Source organism: Bradyrhizobium sp. 1 (genome assembly GCF_023073315.1).
In the GTDB taxonomy this organism is placed as follows: domain Bacteria; phylum Pseudomonadota; class Alphaproteobacteria; order Rhizobiales; family Xanthobacteraceae; genus Bradyrhizobium.
In genome coordinates this window covers 158,999-181,946 of the sequence record NZ_JADPJH010000037.1, presented here as the reverse complement: position 1 = coordinate 181,946, position 22,948 = coordinate 158,999, and the positions used below count along the sequence as shown (strand labels likewise).

At 63.4% G+C, this 22,948-nt stretch carries 22 protein-coding genes; 11 read left to right on the top strand and 11 right to left on the bottom strand.

Going from position 1 to position 22,948, the window contains the following annotated elements:
* Positions 1–30 precede the first annotated feature (30 nt).
* The 4 genes from argC (IVB29_RS35170) to IVB29_RS35155 form a co-directional block, all read right to left on the bottom strand.
* Positions 31–1,029, bottom strand: a complete 999-nt coding sequence (gene argC, locus IVB29_RS35170) for an N-acetyl-gamma-glutamyl-phosphate reductase (RefSeq protein WP_247508010.1) — start codon at positions 1,027–1,029, stop codon at positions 31–33.
* 46 nt (positions 1,030–1,075) lie between these two features.
* A complete protein-coding gene (gene argC, locus IVB29_RS35165; RefSeq protein WP_247508009.1) occupies positions 1,076–2,125 on the bottom strand; it encodes an N-acetyl-gamma-glutamyl-phosphate reductase in 1,050 nt (349 codons plus the stop codon).
* Positions 2,125–2,808 (bottom strand): FMN-binding negative transcriptional regulator, encoded by a 684-nt coding sequence (locus IVB29_RS35160; protein ID WP_247508008.1) that lies wholly within the window; start codon positions 2,806–2,808, stop codon positions 2,125–2,127. Before IVB29_RS35160 ends, argC (IVB29_RS35165) begins: the two co-directional genes overlap by 1 nt.
* Before the next feature lie 225 nt (positions 2,809–3,033).
* A complete protein-coding gene (locus tag IVB29_RS35155) occupies positions 3,034–3,564 on the bottom strand; it encodes a DedA family protein (RefSeq protein ID WP_247508007.1) in 531 nt (176 codons plus the stop codon).
* Positions 3,565–3,837: 273 nt separating this feature from the next.
* On the opposite strand from IVB29_RS35155, the gene parE reads away from it, so the two are divergent.
* From parE to IVB29_RS35130, 5 genes are all read left to right on the top strand, one after another.
* The gene (gene parE / locus IVB29_RS35150) at positions 3,838–5,877 is read left to right on the top strand and encodes a DNA topoisomerase IV subunit B (protein WP_247508006.1); all 2,040 of its coding nucleotides are present in this window, start codon (positions 3,838–3,840) and stop codon (positions 5,875–5,877) included.
* A 385-nt stretch (positions 5,878–6,262) separates the two neighbouring features.
* Entirely contained in the window at positions 6,263–7,045 is a 783-nt protein-coding gene (locus tag IVB29_RS35145) for a porin family protein (RefSeq protein ID WP_247508005.1), read from the top strand.
* Between the two features lie 377 nt (positions 7,046–7,422).
* Positions 7,423–7,608, top strand: a complete 186-nt coding sequence (locus IVB29_RS35140; protein WP_247508004.1) for a hypothetical protein — start codon at positions 7,423–7,425, stop codon at positions 7,606–7,608.
* A gap of 21 nt (positions 7,609–7,629) precedes the next feature.
* The gene (locus IVB29_RS35135; RefSeq protein ID WP_247508003.1) at positions 7,630–8,400 is read left to right on the top strand and encodes a glucose 1-dehydrogenase; all 771 of its coding nucleotides are present in this window, start codon (positions 7,630–7,632) and stop codon (positions 8,398–8,400) included.
* A gap of 182 nt (positions 8,401–8,582) precedes the next feature.
* A complete protein-coding gene (locus IVB29_RS35130; protein WP_247508002.1) occupies positions 8,583–9,431 on the top strand; it encodes an outer membrane beta-barrel protein in 849 nt (282 codons plus the stop codon).
* 177 nt (positions 9,432–9,608) lie between these two features.
* On the opposite strand, the gene IVB29_RS35125 is transcribed toward IVB29_RS35130, so the two are convergent.
* From IVB29_RS35125 to IVB29_RS35110, 4 genes are all read right to left on the bottom strand, one after another.
* Positions 9,609–10,376 carry an outer membrane beta-barrel protein gene (locus IVB29_RS35125; RefSeq protein ID WP_247508001.1) on the bottom strand — a complete coding sequence of 256 codons (768 nt, stop codon included), beginning with the start codon at positions 10,374–10,376 and terminating at the stop codon, positions 9,609–9,611.
* A gap of 179 nt (positions 10,377–10,555) precedes the next feature.
* Positions 10,556–11,803, bottom strand: a complete 1,248-nt coding sequence (locus tag IVB29_RS35120) for an FAD-dependent oxidoreductase (protein ID WP_247508000.1) — start codon at positions 11,801–11,803, stop codon at positions 10,556–10,558.
* Between the two features lie 407 nt (positions 11,804–12,210).
* Complete coding sequence (locus tag IVB29_RS35115) at positions 12,211–12,405, bottom strand: hypothetical protein (protein WP_247507999.1); 195 nt, start codon at positions 12,403–12,405, stop codon at positions 12,211–12,213.
* Between the two features lie 113 nt (positions 12,406–12,518).
* Positions 12,519–14,042 carry a caspase family protein gene (locus tag IVB29_RS35110; RefSeq protein WP_247507998.1) on the bottom strand — a complete coding sequence of 508 codons (1,524 nt, stop codon included), beginning with the start codon at positions 14,040–14,042 and terminating at the stop codon, positions 12,519–12,521.
* Positions 14,043–14,243: 201 nt separating this feature from the next.
* On the opposite strand from IVB29_RS35110, the gene IVB29_RS35105 reads away from it, so the two are divergent.
* From IVB29_RS35105 to IVB29_RS35095, 3 genes are all read left to right on the top strand, one after another.
* Complete coding sequence (locus IVB29_RS35105) at positions 14,244–15,209, top strand: AraC family transcriptional regulator (RefSeq protein WP_247507997.1); 966 nt, start codon at positions 14,244–14,246, stop codon at positions 15,207–15,209.
* Between the two features lie 300 nt (positions 15,210–15,509).
* On the top strand, positions 15,510–17,063 hold the full coding sequence (locus IVB29_RS35100; RefSeq protein WP_247507996.1) for a DEAD/DEAH box helicase: 1,554 nt from the start codon (positions 15,510–15,512) through the stop codon (positions 17,061–17,063).
* A 177-nt stretch (positions 17,064–17,240) separates the two neighbouring features.
* Positions 17,241–18,308 (top strand): GGDEF domain-containing protein, encoded by a 1,068-nt coding sequence (locus IVB29_RS35095; RefSeq protein ID WP_247507995.1) that lies wholly within the window; start codon positions 17,241–17,243, stop codon positions 18,306–18,308.
* A 91-nt stretch (positions 18,309–18,399) separates the two neighbouring features.
* Here the strand turns inward: IVB29_RS35095 and IVB29_RS35090 are convergent, their stop codons facing one another.
* Positions 18,400–19,320: an alpha/beta fold hydrolase gene (locus tag IVB29_RS35090; RefSeq protein ID WP_247507994.1), complete on the bottom strand. Its 921-nt coding sequence runs from the start codon at positions 19,318–19,320 to the stop codon at positions 18,400–18,402.
* A gap of 127 nt (positions 19,321–19,447) precedes the next feature.
* Here IVB29_RS35090 and IVB29_RS35085 point away from each other — a divergent pair, with 127 nt between their 5' ends.
* From IVB29_RS35085 to fabA, 3 genes are all read left to right on the top strand, one after another.
* Positions 19,448–19,972, top strand: a complete 525-nt coding sequence (locus tag IVB29_RS35085; protein WP_247507993.1) for a helix-turn-helix domain-containing protein — start codon at positions 19,448–19,450, stop codon at positions 19,970–19,972.
* A 36-nt stretch (positions 19,973–20,008) separates the two neighbouring features.
* Complete coding sequence (locus tag IVB29_RS35080; RefSeq protein ID WP_247507992.1) at positions 20,009–21,217, top strand: hypothetical protein; 1,209 nt, start codon at positions 20,009–20,011, stop codon at positions 21,215–21,217.
* A 118-nt stretch (positions 21,218–21,335) separates the two neighbouring features.
* A complete protein-coding gene (gene fabA / locus IVB29_RS35075) occupies positions 21,336–21,866 on the top strand; it encodes a bifunctional 3-hydroxydecanoyl-ACP dehydratase/trans-2-decenoyl-ACP isomerase (protein ID WP_247507991.1) in 531 nt (176 codons plus the stop codon).
* Positions 21,867–21,929: 63 nt separating this feature from the next.
* Here the strand turns inward: fabA and IVB29_RS35070 are convergent, their stop codons facing one another.
* Together IVB29_RS35070 and IVB29_RS35065 are read right to left on the bottom strand one after the other, a co-directional pair.
* Complete coding sequence (locus IVB29_RS35070) at positions 21,930–22,385, bottom strand: TfoX/Sxy family protein (protein ID WP_247507990.1); 456 nt, start codon at positions 22,383–22,385, stop codon at positions 21,930–21,932.
* 136 nt (positions 22,386–22,521) lie between these two features.
* Positions 22,522–22,932 (bottom strand): iron-sulfur cluster assembly accessory protein, encoded by a 411-nt coding sequence (locus IVB29_RS35065; protein ID WP_247507989.1) that lies wholly within the window; start codon positions 22,930–22,932, stop codon positions 22,522–22,524.
* Between the last annotated feature and the right edge of the window lie 16 nt (positions 22,933–22,948).

Sequence of the window (22,948 nt, the reverse complement as noted above, 5' to 3'; positions counted from 1 at the left end):
GTCGCGCTGCGTCCGGGGTACGCGCCTGCCCTACTCGTCCGCCATGCCCAGCATCAGCCGCATGTTCTGCACGGCCGCACCCGAGGCGCCCTTGCCGAGATTGTCGAGCCGCGCGACCAGCACCGCCTGGTGGTATTTGTCGCTGGTAAAGACATAGAGCTCGAGCATGTTGGTCTCGTTGAGCGCTTCCGGCTCGAGCTTGCCACCCTTGGTCGCCTCGTTCTGAAGCGGCATCACCGAGACGTACTTTGAACCGGCGTAGCGCTTGGCCAGCGCGGCCTGGAGATCGGCTCCGCCAGGCTTGCCCGGCAGTGTGTCGAGCTGGAGCGGCACAGAGACCAGCATGCCCTGCCGGTAGTTGCCGACCGACGGGACGAAGATCGGCCGCCGTGTCAGGTTCGAATAGAGTTGCAACTCCGGCAGATGCTTGTGCTCAAAACCGAGGCCGTAAAGCTCGAAGGACGGCGCGCTGCCGTCTTCAAAACTCGCGATCATCGATTTGCCGCCGCCGGAATAGCCGCTGACCGCGTTGACGGTGACGGGATAGTCGGGCGGCAAAAGACCGGCGTCGACGATTGGCCGCAGCAGCGCGATGCCGCCGGTCGGATAGCAGCCGGGATTGGAGACCTTTTTCGCGGCCTTGATCTTGCCGGCCTGGTCCGGCGTCATCTCCGCAAAGCCATAGGCCCAGTCCGGCGCGACCCGATAGGCGGTCGAAGCGTCGAGCACCTTAGGGCCCGCAGCGCCCATGCTGTCGACCAGCGCGACGGTTTCCTTTGCGGCATCGTCGGGCAGGCAGAGGATGACGAGATCCACCTCCGCCATGAGCGCCTTCTTCGCGGCGGGGTCCTTGCGCTTGTCATCGGCGATCGTCTTCACGACGACGTCGTTCTGGAGCTTGAGCCGCTCGTTGATGCCGAGCCCGGTGGTGCCGGAGCCGCCGTCGACGAACACGGTGGCGGGCTTGCTCGCGGCGCCCTTGGTCGGGGCCTGTTTGGTGTCGACGAGACTGGTTTCAGAAAGACTCATGGCACGCTCCTTTCGAGCTTGTTGGTGTCGGCGCCGGCGCCTCGCCTTATGGAAACAGCGCGATCTGCTCCAGCCCCGCGGTTTCAGGAAACCCGAACATCAGGTTCATGTTCTGGATCGCCTGACCGGCCGAGCCCTTCACCAGATTGTCGAGCGTCGAAAGCACAATCGCCCGATCCTTGATGCGGTCGGCGACGACGCCGATCTGAACATAGTTGGAGCCGCGTACGTTCTGCGTCTGCGGCAGCACGCCCTTTTGGGCGACATGCACGAACGGCTCGTTGGCGTACGCTTTCTGCAGCGCCGCCCGCAGATCTTCGGGCGTTGCACCGTTGAGCTTGACGTAGGAGGTGCAGAACTCGCCCCGCGCCATCGGAATCAGATGCGGCGTGAAATTCACCGTTACCGCTGAGCCCGCCGCGAGGCTGATTTCCTGCTCGATTTCAGGCGCGTGCCGGTGAGTGCCGACCGAATAGGGCGACAGCCCCTCGCCCGCTTCGCTGAACAGCGTGTTCTGCTTCAGCCCGCGGCCGGCGCCGGTGAGGCCCGATTTCGCGTCGATGATGATGTCGTCAACGTCGATCAGCCTGGCCTTCGCCAGCGGAACCAGCGCCAGCAACGCCGCGGTCGGATAACAGCCGGGACAGGCGACCAGCCGCGCGGAAGTGATCTTCTCCCGGTAGAATTCGGTCAACCCATAGACAGCCTCGCCTTGCAGTTCGAGCGCGCGATGCTCATGGCCATACCACTGCGCATAGGTGTCCTTGTTGCGCAGCCGGAAATCCGCGGACATGTCGAGGATCTTGATCTTGGGATTGGCCTTGAGCACGGCCGCGATGATCTCCTGTGTGGTGCCGTGCGGCAGCCCGCAGAGCACCGCGTCGAGCTTGGTCCAGTCGACCTTTTCCCACTCCACGAGTTTTGGCAGGTCGAGCATGAAGAAGTGCGGAAACACCTCGCTCATGGCCTTGCCCGCATGGGTGTTGGCGGTGAGCGCCGTGATTTCGGCATTCGGATGCCGCGCCAGCAGGCGCACCGCGTCGGCTCCGGTGTAGCCGGACGCGCCAAGAATGCCGATTTTCTTCTTCATGCTCATCACACGCCCCCTTCAGGCGTAATCGCTTGCTGTGTTTGTACCGTGTCCGTTGCGAGGGCCAACGGTCTCGCTTCGCGCATCAGGCCTGCGATCGTGCGCGAGTCCGCATCCGCCTGCGAGCTCAGCGCATTGGCGATCGCCGAATAGTCGGCGTCGGACTTGTGCTGGTTGAGCTTGAAGCTGCCTTCGACCTCGTCGACCGTCATGACCAGACCCACGATCCCCTTCTTCAGCGCCTCAAGCCGGCCCGCCGTCATCTTAGCCGACGTCCACGGCTTCTTGGGCAGCAGCCAGTTCTCGAACTTGTCGCTGAGCGTGTCGATCTGGACCGCCAGCTCGCCGTCCGACAACAACCGCACCGGTCCGGTCAGATGCACCGACTGGTACAGCCAGGTCGGCACCTGATCCGGCGAGACGTACCAATCGGGCGAGACATAGGCGTCGGGGCCGTTGACCGCGAGCAGCCAGGAGCTCGTCCCGCCTGCAAGCTTTAGCAGCGGATTGTGACGGGCGACATGAAAGGCGGCCTGCGGCGTGCCGTCATCGGCGTAGGTCAGGTAGAACGGCAGTGGCGAGGCGACCGGCTTGCGGCCGTCGAAGGCGCACATGGTGCCGAAGCCACGCTCGTCTGCGAATTTCAGGCTCGCGGCGCGGTCCGGCTTGAAAAAGGGTGGCGTGTACATCGTGGTCTCCTGCTCGGCCTCCTTGGGGGCCGCCGGATCAGATCGCGCTGACAGGAGAAAGAATGCCGCGGATCGGATCCAGCGGCAAAGACGATGATCTCAAACGCGATCGACCGCCCAAACCGCTAAAGAGCGGCGGCGGCGACGGGCGAACAGAATGGTCGCGGCGTTGATCATGGCGCGCGGCTATAGAGAGAGATACGGTTCCCGTCAAGGTTCAAGGCGTCAGATCACCCGCCAGATCCATTCCATGACCTTGGCGATCACATCGCCAAACAGCAGCAGCGCCGCCGACCAGACCAGCGCCGAGACGAAATTGGCGGCCTGAAAACTCCAATAGGGCATTTCGAAAATGCCGGCAGCGAGCGGCACCGAGGCGCGCAAGGGGCCGAAGAAGCGGCCGATGAAGATGCTGGGCACGCCCCAGCTGCGCACGAAGGCCTCGCCCTTGGGCAGCAGTTCCGGATAGCGCGAGAGCGGCCACATCTGGGCCACCCGCTCCTTGTAGCGATAGCCGAACCAATAGGAGACCCAGTCGCCGAGTGCTGCGCCAATTCCGCCGGCGATCCAGACCGGATAGAAGCTGATGCCGCTCACCCCGATCAAGGCGCCGATCGCGACCAGGGCGCCCCAAGCCGGAATCAGGAGCGAGATGAATGCGAGCGATTCCCCGAAGGCCAGCAGGAACACGATCGGAGCGGCCCAGACCTGGTGAGCGCGCACGAAATCGGCCAGGGCGTGCGCATACTGCTCCATTCAAAAATAGCCTTCCCGCCCTGCCTCTAGGTGCTGCTCGATGAAAATGACTGGTAAGCCAAGGGCTTGTGTGACATCAAGTCACAAATCCCGGTAAGACCGGGCCGGGACGTCAAATTGCCGGGAATGGGTGGGCCTGCGGCGTAAAATCGCCGGGATTGGCTCCCACCCACACCCACTTGGCCGGCGTGCGGTGACCTTTCCAGTCCAGAAGTGGCATAGTCGCCTTAACCGATTCGCCGCATGCGCGGCCTTCAAAGCACATCAAGATACATGTCCAAGCAATTGAAAACCAAAGCAGACCTGTTCCCAGCCGACGAGCCGAAGCCGCGTGCGCCCGCCAAGGCGGCGGCGCGTGCGGGCGGCGCGGAAGCCGACTACACCGCAGCCGACATCGAGGTGCTCGAAGGCCTGGAACCGGTGCGGCGCCGGCCCGGCATGTATATCGGCGGCACCGACGAGAAGGCACTGCATCACCTCTTCGCCGAAGTCATCGACAACTCGATGGACGAAGCGCTGGCGGGACACGCGACCTTCATCGGGGTCGAGCTCAGCGCGGACGGCTTTCTCACCGTCACCGACAATGGCCGCGGCATCCCGATCGATCCGCATCCAAAGTTCCCGAAGAAGTCGGCGCTCGAAGTCATCATGTGCACGCTGCATTCGGGCGGCAAGTTCGACAGCAAGGTCTACGAGACCTCGGGCGGCCTGCACGGCGTCGGCATCTCCGTGGTGAACGCCCTCTCCTCGCTGCTCGAGGTCGAGGTCGCGCGCAGCCAGAAACTCTACCGCATGACGTTCGAGCGCGGGCACCCCAAGGGCAAGCTCGAGGATCTCGGCAAGATCAACAACCGCCGCGGCACACGCGTGCGCTTCAAGCCCGACACCGACATCTTCGGCGCCAAGGCCGCGTTCAAGCCGCAGCGCCTGTTCAAGATGACGCGCTCGAAAGCGTATCTGTTCGGCGGCGTCGAGATTCGCTGGAATTGCGCGCCCGAGCTGCTCAAGGGCGTCGAGGACGTGCCGGCGGAAGCTACGTTCCACTTCCCTGGCGGCCTCAAGGATTATCTGGCGGCAGCGATCCACGCGGACACGCTGGTGCATCCCGACATCTTCTCCGGCAAGTCGGGCCGCAACGGCGCGCATGGCGCGTGCGAATGGGCCGTGGCCTGGACCGCGGATGCCGACGGCTTCCTGTCGTCCTACACCAACACCGTGCCGACGCCCGATGGCGGCACGCACGAATCCGGCCTGCGCAGCGCGCTGCTGCGCGGCCTGAAGGATCACGCCGAGCGCGTCGGCCAGGGCAAGCGCGCCTCGTCCATCACATCGGAAGACGTGATGGTGGGCGCAGCCGTGATGCTTTCGGTATTCGTGCGCGAGCCTGAATTCCAGGGCCAGACCAAGGACCGTCTCGCCACGGCGGAAGCACAACGCATCGTCGAACAGGCGATGAAGGATCCGTTCGACCATTGGCTGTCGGGCAATCCGAACATGGCCAACAGGCTGCTCGATTTCGTGGTCGATCGTGCCGAAGAGCGGCTGCGCCGCCGCCAGGAAAAGGAGACCGCGCGCAAGACCGCCGGCAAGAAGCTGCGCCTGCCCGGCAAGCTCGCCGACTGCAGCGATGCGGGCTTGGACGGTTCAGAACTGTTTATCGTCGAGGGTGACTCGGCCGGCGGCAGCGCCAAGCAGGCGCGCGACCGCAAGACGCAAGCGGTGCTGCCGCTGCGCGGTAAAATCCTCAACGTCGCCTCCGCCGGCAAGGACAAGCTGACAGCGAACGCCCAACTCGCCGACCTCGTGCAGGCGATCGGTTGCGGCATGCTCGCGCAGTATCGCGAAGAGGACCTGCGCTACCAGCGCATCATCATCATGACCGACGCCGACGTCGACGGCGCGCACATCGCATCGCTGCTGATCACCTTCTTCTACCGGCAGATGCGGCCGCTGATCGACCAGGGCCACCTCTTCCTTGCGGTGCCGCCGCTCTACAAGCTGACGCATGGCACGAAGTCGATCTACGCCCGCGACGACGCGCACAAGGCAGCGCTGATCAAGAGCGAGTTCAACGCCAACGCCAAGGTCGAGGTGAATCGCTTCAAAGGCCTGGGCGAAATGATGCCGGCGCAGCTCAAGGAAACCACCATGGATCCGGCCAAGCGGACCATGCTGAAGGTGGTGCTGCTAGCGGATGACCGCGACACCACCGCAGATTCGGTCGAGCGGCTGATGGGCACCAAGGCCGAGGCGCGGTTCGCCTTCATCTCGGACAAGGCCGAATTTGCCAACGACGATCTGCTCGACGTCTGAAGCCGCCCCGCTCCGTCCAAAGCCCCGGCCCAAGTCCGGGGCTTTTTTCATTTGTGATGACGATTCGGCGTTTCCGGACCAGTCGGCCAACGACTCACCGGCGCCAACGCTGAGGCAGGATTGCCTCCGTTTCAGACAAAGTCGGATTTGCTAATGAAACCTTACCTGGAAGCCGACCTCAGAGACCGCTGTAACATACTGATTTTGTGTCTGTTTTCACGATTCACACGATCGCATCCCAAATCTCCTCCGAACGGCGTTTCCCGGCGACTGTGCCTGCGCTGCAACAGCATTTCGGTGGAAAGCGTCTATAGTCCGGGCATCAGATCACTAGGACTTCAGTGCGCTCGCGCCTGCCGGACCGACCAAAGCTTGGGGATTTAACATGAAGAAGATTTTGCTCGCATTGACCGCGGTTGCCGCGATGACCGGTTCGGCCTCGGCGGCCGACCTCGCAGCCCGTCCCTACGTCAAGGCTCCGATGGCTGCTCCGGTTGCCAACTGGACCGGCTTCTACATCTTCGGTGGCGCCGGCGGCGGCCTCTCGAACTCCGACCAGTCCGTCCAGACCACGGTCGGCGCGGTTCCGCTGACGATCGCCCAGCGCCAGGGTGGCTCGGGCTGGTTCGGCACCGTCGGTCTCGGCTACGACTGGCAGTTCAACAGCACCTGGGTCGCCGGCGTGTTCGCTGACGGTCAGTTCGGCAGCATCCGCGCCACCGTGCAGGATCCGATCTTCGGCATCACCGGCAATCAGAAGCTGGAAGACTCCTGGGCCGCTGGTGTCCGCCTCGGCTGGCTGGTCGCCCCGAACGTTCTCTCCTACGTCAACGGCGGTTACTCTGGCGCTCACTTCGGCCAGACCAACTTCCTGACCTTGGCTGGCGTGCCGGCCGGTGCTCACCTCGGCAGCTACAACCGCAACGGCTGGTTCGTCGGCGGCGGCGTCGAGAACAGCCTGAACATCTTCGGCATCTCCTCGCCCGGCTGGTTCATGAAGACCGAGTATCGTTCGGCCTTCTACAACGCCAAGACGCAGGACGAGCTGATCGATGGCGTCAACCTTCCGACCGGCAACAGCATCCGTGCCAACAGCTGGAACCAGACGATCTCCACCTCGCTGGTCTACCGCTTCAACTGGACCGGTCCGGTCGTCGCGAAGTACTGAGCTACAAAGTACTGAGCTGAAAACTACTGATCCGAACGCAAGTTCAGACGTCAAAGCCCCGGCATCGTCCGGGGCTTTTTCGTTGTGCGGTGCCTTAACGGCTGACGCTTGCATCTTGCGACCGGCGCGCATCACCAAACCGGCTTCGCTTACGCTCCAACCAGCAACTGTGACCTACTCGCGCTCAACTTGGCAAACCGCAGCCTCTAAGTCCGCGCGTCGTCTTGCGCACGGACATGAGTCCTCCCGCCAGTCCTGCATCCCCAGCCATTGTATCTGAACCGCAGCTACGGCTAGTCTAGCCGCAAGTTTTCGCGACCTGCGGCGATCATTCGAGCCGTGGGCTGCGACAGAAGCAGACCAATGGGGAGGAATGCATGCGCAGATTTCTGCTTGTAGCAGGCCTGTTTGCTCTCGCCGTCGGGCTGCTCTGGATCGGCCAGGGCACGGGCACCGTCCCCTGGCCGCGATCGAGCTTCATGGTCAACCAGCTGCAATGGGCCGGCTACGGCGCCGCCATGTCAGGCTTCGGGCTGGTGCTGATCTGGCAGAGCAACCAATAGAAGAAACCAGGGAATACAAGCATGACATCCAACCGGTTCGATCTCCGCGGCAAGGTCGCGATCGTCACAGGAGGCAATGGCGGCATCGGGCTCGGCCTGGCTCATGGCCTCGCAGACGCCGGCGCCGATATCGCCGTGGTCGGACGCAACGAAGCCAAATCGGCCGCGGCCGTCGCCGATCTCAAAGCGCGCGGCGTCAAGGCGATCGCCGTCACCACAGACGTGACCGACAAGGCGGCGATCGCCGCGATGGTCGAGCGTGTCGTCAAGGATCTCGGCCGCATCGACATCCTCATCAACAATGCCGGGATGAGCATCCGCAAGCCGCCGCACGAGCTCGAGCTCGACGAGTGGAACACGGTGATCAACACCAACCTCACGAGCGCCTTCCTGTGCTCGAAGCTGGCCTATCCGGCGCTGAAGGCGTCCGGCAACGGCAAGGTGATCAACATCGGCTCGATGATGTCGATCTTCGGTGCGAGCTTCGCCACGGCCTATGCGGCGAGCAAGGGCGGCATCGTGCAGTACACCCGCGCCTGCGCCAATGCCTGGGCGCCCGACAACATCCAGGTCAACGCCATCCTGCCGGGCTGGATCGACACCGACCTCACCCGTGGCGCGCGCAAGCAGGTCTCGGGATTGCACGAGCGCGTGCTGGCGCGCACGCCCGCGGGACGCTGGGGTGACATCGACGATTTTGCCGGCATCGCGGTGTTCCTCGCCTCATCCGCGTCCAATTTCGTCACCGGCACCGCGATCCCCGTCGACGGCGGGTTCTCGGTGATGGCGTGAACTGATTCGGAGAAAGACGCGTCAAATTCCCTTGTCACAAATGGCCGAGCCGGGACGGCCCGGCCATTCCCTCTTCGGGTGTGTCCGTGGCGCCATAGCCGGAAGGGGTCAGGCGGCGTAGGTTCCACAACAGAGATTTCGTCGGCCCGACGCGTATTGCCGCAAGGGGGAGGATGTTCACAGTGAAAAGATTTCTGGCTGCATTAGCTATCACCATTTTCGGACTGACCGGCGCCCAGGCCGCGGATCTGGCGGCCCGCCCCTACACCAAAGCGCCACCTGCGGTTGCTGCGGTCTACGACTGGACGGGATTCTATGTCGGCGGCAATGTCGGCTATGGTTGGGGCGAACGCGCCGATCCAGCGATGTCGGTCATTGATGGCGGGTCCGGACTCGGAGCTTTTTTGACGACCGGATTTCCCGGCTTTCCCAGCGGTAATCTCTACCCGAATCTGAAGCCCTCCGGCGTATTTGGAGGCCTGCAGATCGGTTACGACAAGCAGTTCGGCACCTGGGTCGTCGGCGCTGTGGCCGACATTCAAGCCGCCGATTTCAAGGCCAGCCGGACCGTCTCCACTCCAGCCTCGACCTGCTGCAACGCCGACGAGAGTCTGTCGGCGAAAATCAACTGGTTCGGCACCGTCCGCGGCAAGCTCGGCTTTGCAGCCAACGACTGGCTGTTCTACGGCACGGGTGGTCTTGCTTATGGCGAAGCCAAAAGCACACTCGGTTTCGTCTGTACCCCCGGCGGCGTAGGATGCGCTGGGGCGACCATAGGCTTCGCCGGCAGCCAATCGGAGACTAAGGTTGGTTGGAGCGCCGGGGCTGGCGTCTCGAAGGCGATTGGCCAATGGAACGTCGGCATCGAGTATCTGCACGTCGATCTCGGGCGGTCGTCTGTGACCGCCACTTCGACCACCGGCTTTTTCACGGCGACGACGATCACGGCAAGTCAGCGCTTTGTCGAGGACATGGCCCGCGTGACGGTCAACTACAAGTTCGGTCCCTCGGCGATCGTTGCCAAGTACTGACGCATCCACGCTCGCCCTCCGAGGCCGTTGCAGTTTCGGACTGGGCGCGTGGGAATCGAGCCTCTGCGGACGATGGACTGAGCCGCTCTCACGCGGCACAAAAAAGAAGCCCCGGACCAAGCCGGGGCTTTTGAATTTTGGCAGTGATGGTCTTTTTGCCGATTGGTCTTTCGTTGCTCAGTAGCGCGCGATGACTGGCGCGTCGAACTTGTAGCTCGCGCGCACGACAGCCCACTGGATGTCACGCGGCTTGGCATCGAAGGTGTAGTTACCCGAGGTGCCGCCGAGCTGATAGGTCTGGCCGCCGAAGGCCGCGTAGTTGTATTCGAGGCCGACGATCCAGTTGCGGGTGATGCCGTATTCCCAGCCGGCGCCGACGGTCCAGCCGTTGGCCCAGTGGGTCTGACCGCCCGAGCCCGTCGCCGGGGCAACGGTGTCGCTGACGTTGAGACGGTTGTTCACGCCAGCGTAGCCGCCCTTGATATAGAACAGATTGTTCTGCACGGCGAAGCCGGCGCGGCCGACGACGGTCGCGAGCACATTGGCACGCCAGGTGAATATGTCGTCACCGGCGCCGAACACGGTGTTTGCGACCGTGCCCTTGTTGTCGAGGCCGGAGATGGTGCCTTCCATGCCGAACACGTAGTTGTTGGCCTGCCAGTTGTAGCCGATCTGGGCGCCGCCCATGATGCCTGACTTGCGCTGACGGAAACCTTCGCCCGGAACCAGGTCGCCGAACGGCGCGCCGGTCCCGTTGTTGATGAACTGCTCGTTGGTCCAGGCGCCACCGATATGGCCGCCGACATAGAAACCGGTCCAGTTGAACAGCGGCTCGGCATAGGCCGGCGCCTTCGTGTAGCGCGCACCGAGATCGGCCGCGGAAGCAGCGCCAGTCGAAACCAGAGCGGTCGTGCAGGCGAAGGCGGCAATCAGTTTGTTACGCATGGTACACCCCGTGTCCTTTGATGGGTGCACGCTCACACGCAGTTCTTACTCAAATTTGAATCAAGAAAGTTAAGACGCCGGATTGGCAGATCGCGCGCCTTGAATCCGTTTGCGCTGTTGCACGCGCGCAACGCACCGCACATGATTTAACGCGGCATTATCCCTACTGAATTGTAGCGTCACGATTCCGGCGCCGCCTTCGACTGCACCTGCTCGGGCCGCACGCCGAGCGCAAGCAGGCGGGCCGGAATGCCCTGGAGCCAAGGCAGCGCGGTGATCAGGCGCACGACCAGCGGCACCTTCAGCGGCCGGTCTTCGCCCTGCAAGGCGCCGCTGATGATGTTGTTCTGCACGACCACTTGCATCGCCTGCGTCATCTTCACCGGGAACTCGCGCCGGCGGCGCACGGCATCGAGCTCCTCCTCGGAGGGACAGCCGTGCAGAAGCTTGTCGGCGAGCAGGTTCGCGGTCGCGACCGCATCCTGCACGGCGAGATTGACGCCGACGCCGCCGACCGGCGACATCGCATGCGCGGCATCGCCAATGCAAAGCAGGCCCGGCCGCGTCCAGCGCTTGAGGCGATTGATCGCGACGGTGAGCAGCTTGGCATCGTCAAAGCTCTTCACGTCGGCAATGCCGGATCGAAGGATCGGCGCCATGCGCACGACGTCGTCGCGCAGCGCCTGCAGCCCCCTCGCCTTCACCGCATCGTATTGTCCCTTGGCAATGACATAGGCGCATTGCCAATAGTCGCCGCGGTCGAAGGTGACCATCATCTTGCCGGGCTCGACGCGCGCGAACAAATTCTCGGTCTCATCAGCTTTGCGGCCGACGCGGAACCAGAGCACGTCCATCGGCGCACCAATCTCCTCAACCGCGAGACCCGCCCGCTCGCGGACGGTCGAATGCCGGCCGTCGCAGGCGATGGTGAGATCCGCCTCGATGTCGACGATGCCGTCCGGCGTCTTGGCCCGGACTCCGGCGATCGTTTCGCCGCGGCGGATCAGGTCGACGGCTTCCGTGTTCATCATCACCTTGAGTGAGGCAAAGCGTTGGCCTGCCTCGCGAAGGAAATTCAGAAAATCCCATTGCGGCATGAAGGCGATGAACGGGTACTTGGTGTGGAGCCGGCTCAGATCGGCGATTCGCACCGGCGTGCCCCCGAACAGGCCGTCCATCTTCTGCAAGCGCTGATGCGGCAGCTTCAGGAAGCCCTCGATCAGGCCGAGCTCGTCCATCACCTGGAGCGTCGAGGGATGCACGGTGTCGCCGCGAAAGTCGCGGAAGAAATCCGCATGCTTCTCCAACACCGCGACATCGATGCCGGCACGCCCCAGTAGATAGCCGAGCATCATGCCGGCAGGCCCGCCGCCGACGATGCAGCAGCGGACCTTTGTCGTCCCGTTCGGTCGTTGTTCGGATGTCATTGCCGCTGCAATACGCCCTGTCGCTTGGACATGCCGACGATCCTAACGCCAGTTCCGGTCGATCGCAGTCCGAATCTGGGGGCGTCCAGGATTATCGGAACTGGGAACCGGCCGATCCGACGCAGCCGCGGAACTTCCGGTTCCATCGGCCCCGCAGCACGCGCGATGTAGCCACAGGGATTTTCCAGACCACGGGCTTCGCCTAAGATTCGACTCAAATCAGAGGCGAGATTAAAAGTTGTATCGCCATAGAAGATCGCGTCGCTCAAAGAACGCGTCTCTAAGAGGAACCAGGTGGGGAATGCCATGACTGAGGCGTTGCAGATCAACTTCGCGCTGTGGGGTATGATCATCTGCGCGGTGATCAAGATCAGCCAACTGCTGGCAGCAATCTAGCTGGCGGCACTTCAGCCTGAGATCATCCAGCTGACGACGCCGAGCGTCGCGCGGGTGATGACATAGAGCCAGCCGATCATTGCGACGCCGACAATCGTCAGATAGGCGCCGGCAAAGGCACGCTCGCGGATCGGTGTCTTCTCGACGCCGATTTCCCCGGTCGCGATGTCCGCGTTCAGGCTTGCTTGATTAGCTACATCCGACATGCATCACCTCCGAGAACGAAGTATGTCGCAGGAATGTTGCAGCCAGCCGACAGCAACATGGAAAGCACGGGGCGTTAGCTTGGCAAAAGCGAGACGCCCGACGATGGCGGACATCAGTTGTTGCTGCGGTTCATTGTGCGGAAACTCTTGATCTCCGACACGCTGCCATCGCGATAGGTCAGTTCCACCGAGACGAACTGGGTAGCCGGGGCGAGTTTCATGTAGAGCGGCATGCCGGCGCTGATCGCGCTGGGATCGCGCATGTCACAGCCCGGCATCTTCAGCACCTGGTTGGGAACCGCACTGTCGATGCCGATGCGCACCTCCCGGATCGCGCAGCGGTAGGACACGAGGTGCGTGTAGTAGACCAGCAGCCCGTTGAACTCGCGGAATGACAACCAGCTCGTCGCGGTCATGTCGAGGATCTTGCGCTGGTCGCGGATCAACGCGGCCTCGGGATCGAACCTGATCGGGAACGGCCCCTGCATGTCGCCGGTCTGGTCGACATAGCGGACCTCGATGGTGCCGGCTACAGCGTCCGGCGGCAATTCGATCGACGGGTTCGGCATCCGCTTGCGCGTGCGCGGATCGAGCGTATCGATGAAACCGGTTTCGCGGAAATCGCCGTTGCCGGCCATGCGCCAGGAAATGCCGATCGTCGGATCGGCGAAGGAGAACACCACGCTCCAGCCACCATTGTGCCGCGAGAAGCTGGCGATCGGCGCATTGGTGGTTTCTTCCTTCGGCACGCGCGGCACCGACACCGGCGGCAGCGCCGCGAGCTTCTGCGGCGGCGGATCTGCGGGACGCGCAGCAGCCGTGGCCGTGTCCTTGGCGATGCCGCTGAGGAAGACGTCGTCGACCATCTGGTCGAAATAAACCGGCACCTGCCTGTGCTTGACGGTGTCGGCCATCTCGCTGACGAGACGGCGGGTGCGCTGCGCCACCTGCACGAGATTTTCGCCCGGCTGGAGCAGCTCCTTGGCGAAGGTGCGCGTGAACACCGAATTGGGATTGGCATCGTCGTTGGAGAGGCGATCGAGCGCGGTCTGGCGGGGCCCTGCGGAGAAAACCGAGAACACGCCTTCCGGCAGCTGCGTCATCGGCGCGAGCCCGCCGCCGCCGGCGACCGCGCGCGTGCCGGAACGTTCGAACGGATTGTTGCGGCAGGCGTCGAACACCAGGATCGAGGTCCGCGCCTTCTTGTTCTGAAGACGTTCGACGATGCGGTCGGCGAGGATCGAGGCATCGCGCACCAGCTCTTCCTGCCCTTCGATCGCAGCCGGCACGTCGGTCGGCAGCAGATAGTTCTGGCCCGCGATCTCGAAGCCGTGGCCGGCATAGAAGAAGAACGCGGTGTCGCCGGGCTCGATCGCCCTGTCGAACGCGAGCAGCGTCTCGGAAAATTGCTGCCGGCTCTGGTTCTCGGCGACCATCACCGAGAAGCCGAGCTGCTTCAACGTATCGCCCATGGTGCGCGCGTCGTTGACGGCCTTGAGCAGTTTTGGGACGTTCCTGTAATCGTTGTTGCCGACCACGAGCGCGACGCGCTTTGCGGCATGAGCGGGAAGCGCGAAGCCACACAGGCTCGTTGCCAGGCCGAGCGCCGCCAGAATTCTAAAAAGCCGAAGCGTCATCGCGAAATTCCCGTTGCAGATCGGCCTGGTGCCGGTTCCCTCGAACAGTGGTTCATTGGAACCCTCCGCCGTTGATGATAGTCGGTCCAGCCATAGCGAGGGTTCAACGCTCGCAGCCGTCGGTTCCATCATCTGGCCTATGGCAGATTCCGCCGGAATCTGCTCTTTCTAGGGCAATTGCGCTGCAAGCGGGGGGCTGCCGTGTATCGCTGGTGTACTGACGAAGTCGAACCTCATGACCGCTTCGATTATTGGCGCGAGGTCCGGTCCAAGGGCCTGTTCGGCGTCACGGCCGAACTCGAGCGCGAACGGCGCGCGGACTTCTACGGCGAATTTTCGCTGCGCCAGCTCGGCGGCGGCGGCCTCGTCGAGCTGAAGGCCTCGCATTACACGGTCGAGCGCAGCACCTCCGACATCGCCTACGCGCCTGGCGACAGCATTTGCGTCTACCAGCAGCTCGGCAGCGGCGGCTGGTTCGGCGGCATGCGCGGCAGCGACTTCGCGATCGCCAATGGCAGCTTCGCCACCAGCCATACCGACCTGCCCTATCGCACCACGCCGCTCGGCGCCGGCGGCTTCCATTTGCGGATCCTGAAGATCCCCGTCAGCGCCCTCCCCACGCAGGACAAGCGGGTCCGTGAGCTGATGCCGCGGACATTCGACGATCCCACCCTGGCGCCGCTGCTCGCAGCCTGCTTTGCCGATCTCGGCGAGGCCGCCTCGGACGATGACGGGGTGGCCGACGCGACCTCCCTCGTCCAGGCTCTGGGCCAGCTGGCGCTGATCGAGCGCGGCATCGTGCGGCCCGGCAGCCGCCTCGGACTGGCTGCGCTGCGGACCGCCCGCCTCTCGCAGGCACGGCGCCTGATCGCAGGCCACCTCCAGAACCCGGACCTTGCGCCGGCGGTGGTCGCCGACCTGCTCGCTGTCTCCGTGCGTCACCTGCACATGCTGTTCGAGGCCGCCGAGAAGAGCTTCTCGCAGACCGTGACAGACGAACGCCTGAAACAAAGCCGTCGCCTGATGCGCGAGGCGCCGGAGCGGCTGATCGCCGACATCGCGACCTCCTGCGGCTTCGAGAGTCTCGCGACCTATTACCGGGTCTTCAACGCCGCCTATGGCATGGCCCCCGGCGACTTCCGGGCCCAGGGTGCCGAAGGGCATTAGGGCCTCCCATGACGGCGGCCGCCCGCGCCAATGGCCGAGGCGGAAAACGTGAGCCGCGCCCGTGATTTGGGCAAAACCTCAGGGTTTTTAGGGCCTTCCCGCGCCTGCTCCATTGACTTTGGCCGATTCCCGCCTATGTTCCGTGGCGACGCGGCTCAGATCGAAGAGCGATTCCTGAGCCTGGCGCTTTGTTCGCGTGAGTCAGCACCCCCAGCTTCTTTGAGAGCGCGCCGTTTCGGGGTGGAACGCGACAGCCTTAATCACCCTCGATTCCGAACGGCGGTTTCGACCAGAGGCTCAATGTCCTTTTCAGATCTCGGACTTTCCGAAAAAGTCCTCGCCGCAGTGGCGGCCACCGGTTACACCACCCCCACCCCGATCCAGGAACAGGCGATCCCCCACGTCCTCGCACGCAAGGACGTCCTCGGTATCGCCCAGACCGGCACCGGCAAGACCGCGGCCTTCGTGCTGCCGATGCTCACCATCCTTGAGAAGGGTCGCGCCCGGGCACGCATGCCGCGGACGTTGATCCTCGAGCCGACCCGCGAGCTCGCGGCGCAGGTGAAGGAAAACTTCGACCGCTACGGCGCGGGCCAGAAACTCAACGTCGCCCTGCTGATCGGCGGTGTCTCGTTCGGTGACCAGGACGCCAAGCTGACGCGCGGCGTTGACGTGCTGATCGCAACTCCCGGCCGGCTGCTCGACCATACCGAGCGTGGCGGCTTGCTGCTCACCGGCGTCGAGCTGCTCGTCATCGACGAAGCCGACCGCATGCTGGACATGGGCTTCATTCCCGACATCGAGCGCGTCTGCAAGCTCGTTCCCTTCACGCGGCAGACCCTGTTCTTCACCGCGACCATGCCGCCGGAAATCCGGCGCATCACCGAGACCTTCCTGCACAATCCGCAGAAGGTGGAAGTTTCCAAACCCGCCACCACCGCCGTCACCGTCACGCAGTGTCAGGTCCCGGCCGGGCGCGAGGCGCATGAGAAGCGCGAGCTGCTTCGCCGCCTGTTGCGCGAAGCCAAGGATCTCCAGAACGCGATCATCTTTTGCAATCGCAAGCGCGAGGTCGCCGTCGTTCACAAATCGCTGCAAAAGCACGGCTTCAGCGTCGGTGCCCTGCACGGCGATATGGACCAGTCGGCCCGCACGGCGGCGCTTGAACAGTTCCGCAAGGGCGAGCTGCCACTGCTGGTCGCCTCCGACGTCGCTGCCCGTGGCCTCGACATCCCCGAGGTCAGCCACGTCTTCAATTTCGACGTCCCCCACCATCCCGACGACTATGTTCACCGTGTCGGCCGTACCGGTCGCGCAGGCCGGTCCGGCATGGCGATCTCGCTCGTTACCCCGCTCGACCAGAAGTCGATGGTTGCGATCGAAAAGCTGATCGGCCAGAGCATTCCGCGCGCCGAAGGCGACTACGCAGTCAACGCGGAAGCCGGCGATGCCGGTGAGCGTCCACGCGAGCAGCGCGGCCGCGAGCGTTCGCGCGGAGGACGGGGCAAGCCGCAACGCGGCGGTCGCGACCGTGAGCGCAGCCACGAGCCCCGCGAACCGCGTGGCGAGGCAAGGCACACTTCTGAAACGAGACACGCTTCTGAAACGAGGCCTGCAGCCGAATCTCGGCCCGCTCCCGAGGCGAAGCCCGCACGCGAGGCAAGGCCTCCGCGCGAAGCCAGGCAATCATCCGAGCCGCGTCAGGGCTCGCGCCAGAAGGCCGATCCTTCGCACGTGCCGTCGATCGGCCGTCCCGAGCCGCGCCGCCAGCGCGAGGCCGACACCGAGCCCGGCGATCATTCGCACCTGCCGGCGTTCCTGCTCCGCCCCGTGCGCTCTCCCGCCGGCGCCTGACGCCGCAAGGGACGTAACAAGGCGCCTCTGGTTCGGTTGAACCGAGGCGCTTCACACTTTTTATGATGCATTGGCCACCGTATATTTACTGGCCGTTCACGATCGTCCGTTAGCCTACGAACATAATTTAAGCATTGCTGCGGTCGACGGCGCATCGACCGTCGTGGGGTATGTTCTGTGGTCAAGGTTCTCGACGAACACGAACGCACGATGGCGTTCGCCGAAGTCGCGCTCGGTCAAATCCGATCGCTTCGACAGACTGCAATTCCCCGAAATTACGAGATCTGGTACGTCTACGCCACCGGCTACAACGCCCCGCTCAACAAGATCATCAACGAGACGCTGGCCCGCCACGGCAAGCTGACCGAAGGCGATCTCGAGCAGATCTACGAGACCTATCTATCCCACATCAAGACCACCGACCGCATCGACAAGGTCGGCGCGCGCGTCATCGGCGAGATCGACGACGTCATGACGGTGCTCAGCGAAGCGCTCGGGATGACCGGCTCCTACGATGCCAGCCTGTCGGGCGCGACCGAAAAACTGTCATCGGCCAAGAACCGCGAGCAGATCAAGTCGATCGTCGAGACGCTGCTGCGTTCGACCAGCGAGATGCGCGAGACCAACAAGGCACTGGAAGACCGGCTGACGCTGTCGAAGAACGAGATCAGCAACCTCCAGCAGAGCCTGGAAGCGATCCGCGCCGAGAGCCTGACCGATCCGCTCACCGGCCTCGGCAACCGCAAATATTTCGACCGCATGATCGGCGTGACGGTGCAGAGTGCGCTCGCCTCGGGCGAACCGCTGTCGCTGCTGCTGTTCGACATCGATCACTTCAAGTCGTTCAACGATTCCTACGGCCATCTCACCGGCGACCAGGTGCTGCGGCTCGTCGGCCTTTCGCTGAAGCAGACCATCAAGGGCCAGGACATCACCGCGCGGTATGGCGGCGAGGAGTTCGCGGTGGTGCTGCCCAACACGGCGCTGCGCCAGGCCCTCACAGTGGCCGATCACATCCGCCGCGCCGTGATGGCGAAGGAATTGAAGAAGAAATCCACCGGCGAGATCCTCGGCCGCGTCACCATTTCCGTCGGCGTCTCCATGCTCAAGCAGGGCGACGACACCGACGCGCTGATCGAACGCGCCGATGCCTGCCTCTACGCCGCCAAGCGCAACGGCCGCAATCGCGTGATCTGCGAAGCCGATCCGGAATTCGCGATCGAGTCGCACAGCCGGGTGGCATGAGCGGCGCCACCCAGCAGAATCAGTTTCGAATTGAAACCTCGGGAGACCGGGGCCCGGGCGAGGCCTCCCCGGCCCGGGTTTCCCGGCGACATCAGGTCTGGCTGATGAATTCCGCGATCAGATGATTGACGGCCTCGGGCGCATCCTCGAGGCAATAATGGCCGGCTCCCGCGAGACGATGGACGCTCGCGTCGGGGAAAATCGATTGGAAGAGCGGCAAAAAATGCGCCGCGTGAAGCGTACGGTCCTCTTCGCCCCAGATCGCCAGTGCCGGCCTGCTGCGGATGGCGCGATCTGCCGCGGCATCGGGCGTCTCGAAGCGATGCGCGCCGGTCGCAAAACCTTTCGCCCAGCCGATCGCCCCGAGGCATTCGGCCGGATTGGCGAAGGGCGCGCCGTAGGCCGCTAGCCAGTCATCGGTAATGATCGCGTTGTTCTCGAAGCCATTCAGCTTCAGCGTGCTCAGGATGTTGAAGCCGAGCTGACCGAGCACCGTTTCGAGATGGCCGTCCGCTTCGGCCCGGGCAATCCAGCGAAACCAGGGCGAAACAGCGGCGTTGGCCGTGACGCGCTCGACCAGATCGGCTTGACCGAACGGGGTCGGACCATTGGCCGAGATGAGCCGGCGGATGCGGTGCGGATGTCGTGCGGCGAGTCCCATCCCGACCGGACCGCCGAAATCATGCATCACGAGCGTGATGTCGGTCAGACCCAACGCCAGGACGAATTTTTCCAGATTGTCGACATGGTCCTGCAGCCAATAGCTGCGAGCGGCCGGCGTCTCGCTCTTTCCAAATCCCATATGGTCCGGGACGATGACCCGATGTGTCGCGCTCAAGACCGGGATCATGTGACGGAACAGATAGCCCCAGGTCGGCTCGCCATGCAGGCACAGGACGACTTCGCCCTGACGCGGTCCTTCATCGACGAAATGCATTCGGAAGGCCGGGGCATCCGTGAAATGCGGTGCAAAGGCAAAGCTGCCACCGAACGTAGCTTCAGGCTGGATCATGGGGCTCCTCGTTTGGCGTGGTTTTAGTTTGAAACCGACAACCGCATTATCGCTTGTGGTTTTAGTTTGCAACCACTATAAATGCGAAGGCCGCGCTCGATCGGCGGCGCGCGGCGGACCGGTCACGATGGGCAAGAGAATTAGCCATAAGGATTCGCTGTGCGGCGTCGCGCGTCCGCTGGATGCGATCGGCGACTGGTGGTCGCTTCTGATCGTGCGCGACGCCTTCGACGGCTCGCGCCGGTTCGGGGAGTTTCAGAAGAGTCTCGGCCTCGCCAAGAACATCCTGTCGGCCCGACTGCGCAACCTCGTGGCGCACGGCATCATGGACACGGTGCCCGCGACAGACGGCGGGCCATATCAGGAATACGAGCTGACCGAGAAGGGACGCGGACTGTTCCTGGTTCTGGCAGCGCTCAGGCAGTGGGGCGAAGATTTTTTCTTCGCGCCTGAAGAGGCGCACGTGCTGCTGGTCGACAGGAAATCCAGCCTTCCCGTGCGCAGGCTCGAGCTACGTGCGCGGGATGGACGCATCCTTGGTCCCACCGACACGGCCGTGCAGCGCACGGCCGCGGTCGAGACGGCCAGTCGACAAGGTCGGGCCCCGCGGCCGAGACGCACGAGCGATGCACGCCGCAAGCCACGCGCTTGACGTCCACACGCCGCAACCGTCCTACAGCCTCGCGATGTGGATAAGGCTCTGGACAACCTGTTGATAATTCAGGTTGTAGAAAGAACCGATTGCACCGGAAAGATTAGCGTGCCTTGTTTTGCCCATATTGGGCGGGGCGCTTTCATGAAGAGATTTGTTTCGATCGTCTTGGTATTCGTGTGTCTTCTCAACAGCGGCTGTGCGGTCTTCGACGCCGAGCTGCACAATCGGGGCGGCTATCTCGACAAGGTACTGGACGATCATTGGTTCAAGGCCGATTCAAAGCGCATGCGCGCGCTTCGCGCATTCGCGCTCCAGGCATCGCTCGCGAGAATCGCCTCGGTGTCGCCGAAGAATGGTCCCGATCGTGACCTGATCGCAATCCGGATAGGTGACGCGACCGCGAGAGTCGAAAACGTCATCGCTTGCGGCTTCGGCGTCAACCCCGTAACAAAAGTTTCAGCCAGCATCGATCCTTGCTTCTACTTCGACAGCCTGATGGTCGATTACACGACCTCCCTGTTCGATCTCGCGATGGTGTCGTTCCCGATCGAGGATACGCAGAAGCTGCTGAACATTGTCGTGGGCGGTATCACCGGGCCGGTTGCCGCACTCGACGTGCTCAGCGCGCTCGTGGGGCTGGCGCAGGAGGCATTGAAGTACGGGCGGGTGATCGGCGGCATCTACCGCGATACGGTTGAGCTTGAGGTTCAGGCCTGGTTGAGCTCTCCCGCTGCATCGAAGGAGTTGACGGCCAAGATTCCGGAAAAATTCCGTGTCACTGACGCGACCGTCCAGAACTTGAGGGCGATCTACGATCGCGGCAACGACAACATGAATGCATGGGTCGCGGAGATGGGAGCGCTCCGAGCCGCGGGCTACGAACCCATCCCGGACGAGAAATTCATCTACGAACTGGCCGGCCTCATCACCCACCTGTGCGGTCTCATCACGCCGCCACCTGCGGAGAAGGACAAGGGATCAGTCGCCTACAAGGCCTGCACTGACAGTCTGATCCAGTGGCCCAAGGGCCCGCCACAAGGCAACTCGCCCGCTCCAGCAGCCCAGACCTCTTGGCTACGACGGCCGAGCGCAAACGGCCTGATCTCCTCCGCATCTTTGGGCTATGCCCCCCGGATCGCAAGAGCGCCGCGGCGGGCGCCCGCGCCGCAAGCCAACACCAGCACGGAGAGTTTGGAGAAAGTGGCAGCAAGCAGCGTGCCCAGCCGGGAATACGCCGACTAGCCGCGCGCCCCCGCTTTTTCCACCCGCGAGACAGCTTGGTTGACATCATCCGGGGCGACCAACATCTTGAGCCGTGGCCGTACCGCTTCCCCAGTCAGATCACTGAGATAACGTCGTCTTGCCCAATCCCCATGACTTCCACACGCCGCAACCGTCTTACGGCAGAGACGAGCTGTTGAGATCGGGCGAAGGCGGCTATTTCGGTCCGGGCAACGCGCAATTGCCGGCCCCACCCATGCTCATGATGGACCGCATCACCGAGATCAGCCTCGACGGCGGCGAATTCCGCAAGGGCCACATTGTCGGCGAGCTCGATATTGTACCGGGCCACTGGTTCTTCGGTTGCCACTATCGCGGCGACGAAATGATGCCGGGCAGTCTTGGCCTGGATGCGATGTGGCAAATGGTCGGCTACTGGCTCGGCTGGTCGGGCTCCCCCGGCAAGGGCCGCGCCATCGGCGTCGGCGAAGTCGAGTGCACGGGCGAAATCACAGCAAACGCGCAGCGCGTGCGCTACGAAGTCGCGATGCGCATGGTCCGACGCGGCAAGCTGGTGCTCGGAATTGCCGATGGTCGGGTGCTTGCAGATGGCGTCAGCGTTTTTACGGCGAAGGACATGCGGGTTGGCCTGACCAAGGCCGTGGACTGAAGTCTTGTAGGGTGCGCAAAGGCGCGCAAGCGCCGTGCCCACCATCTTCCTACACGAACGACCTCAATGGTGGGCACGCTTCGCTTTGCGCACCCTACGAACCGCCTTCTTGGCTGGTCGTTTCTTCACCGCCGTTTTCTTCACTGCCTTCTTCGCCACCGCCTGCTTCTTCACCGCCTTCTTCGCCTTCGGCCGCGTCTTCACCTTGGCGCGCTGGGCGGCGGCGAGTGCGGCCCTCGCCCATTGCGCAAGCTCCGCGGAATCGTCGAACAGGCGCGCCGGCAACTCCCAGTAGGAGTTCACCAGCACGGTCTTGGCGCGGGTCGAGTACTGGAACGGCTTTGACCCCTCGGCTTCAAAGTCCGGGATGGTCACCTCGTCGGCGCGGAAGAACAGGCCGGCACGCAGAGACAGCGCAAAGTTGACGCCATCGACGGAGATGCCGTGGCCCGAGAACATTTTTCGGATGGTAACGGGGCCGAAATCGGCGAACAGGTCGATCAGGAATTCGCGGTCCATGAATGGCGTCCCCGGGCGAGAATGCCAGCCTTCATAGCACCGCCGTCATTGCGAGCGAAGCGAAGCAATCCAGAGTGTCTCCGCGGAGGGATTCTGGATTGCTTCGTCGCTTCGCTTCTCGCAATGACGTGAAAAACTACCCGTCGATCTTGGCGGGACGCAGCTCGACCGACTCGCCGCAGCCGCAGGCTGAGATCTGGTTGGGGTTGTTGAAGACGAACTGGGCCTGCATCTTGTCGGCCTTGTAGTCCATCTCGGTGCCGAGCAGGAACAGCACGGCCTTGGGATCGACCAGGATCTTGACGCCCTTGTCCTCGACGATCTCGTCGGTCGGACGGACATCGTGGGCGTATTCGACAACGTAGGACTGGCCGGCACAGCCACCATTCTTGACGCCGACGCGCAGGCCTACGATCTCGGAGTCTGCGCGCTGGGTCAGCTCGTTGATGCGCTGCGCGGCAGCATCGGTCAGCCGCATGACCTGCGGCCGGGGCCGCTTTGGCTTGGGAGTGGACGCCGGTGATGAGCCTGAAGAAATTTGGGTCATGTCACTCATGTGGTCC